Source organism: Actinomadura sp. 7K534, from assembly GCF_004348575.1.
Classification (GTDB): domain Bacteria; phylum Actinomycetota; class Actinomycetes; order Streptosporangiales; family Streptosporangiaceae; genus Spirillospora; species Spirillospora livida.
The window spans coordinates 1-898 of the sequence record NZ_SMKB01000513.1 but is presented as its reverse complement, the minus strand read 5'-3'; the positions used below and the strand labels follow the sequence as shown (position 1 = coordinate 898).

Annotated in this window: 1 protein-coding gene; it reads left to right on the top strand. The window is 72.2% G+C overall.

Annotated elements, in window-relative coordinates:
• Nucleotides 1–140 precede the first annotated feature (140 nt).
• Nucleotides 141–898: peptidoglycan-binding protein (locus tag E1266_RS37465; protein ID WP_243719397.1), on the top strand; the 758-nt coding region annotated here is incomplete at its 3' end.

Below are 898 nucleotides of genomic sequence, written 5' to 3'. Positions count from 1 at the left end.
GTCAGGGGGCGGAGGCCGGGCAGAAGGCGCGGTTGGCCACGGTCGAGGTGCGCCGGGGTGACCTTGTGGACACCGAGACGGTCGACGGGCGGCTCACATATGGGGGCGTTCGTGAGGTGTGGGCAGGGGTGTCGGGTGTGGTGACGTGGGCGCCAAAGCAAGGGGCGACCATCGAGCGGGGGGAGACGCTGCTGCGGGTGGCCGGGAAGCCGGTCACGCTGATGTACGGCGGCAGTCCCATGTACCGCACGCTCCGGGTCGGGGATTCGGGCAAGGACGTGCGGCAGCTCGAACGCAACCTGCGCGCCCTTGGGCATGGCGGCATGACCGTGGACGAGGAGTTCACCGCGGCGACCGAGGCCGCGGTGAAGGAGTGGCAGGACGAGCGGGGGCTGGCGGAGACCGGGACGGTCGGGCCGCAGCAGGTGGTGTTTCTGAGCGGGGCCGTGCTCGTGCGTGAGGTCAAGTCGCCCGAGGGGAAGCGGGCCGTCCAGGGGCAGCCGGTCCTGACGGTGGCCGGTACCCGGCGGGTCGTTCAGGTGGATCTGGACGCCGACAGGCAGGAGCTGGCCAAGGAGGGCGCGACCGTCGCGGTGGAACTTCCTGGAGGCCGGACGGTCAAGGGGAAGATCGCCGAGGTCGGCAGGGTCGCGCGGAGCAGCGGGTCGGGGCAGGACGAGAAGACCACGGTCGACGTCGAGATCTCGCTGGGCGACGCGGAGACGGGGCGGCTGGACGAGGCGCCCGTGAGCGTCAAGCTGGAGAGCGAGCGGAGGAAGGACGTCCTGTCGGTGCCCGTGGAGGCGTTGCTGGCGCTGCGGGAGGGCGGTTTCGGGGTCGAGGTCGTGGACGGGGCGGGACGGCGGCTCGTCGCGGTGGACGTCGGGGCGTTCGGCGG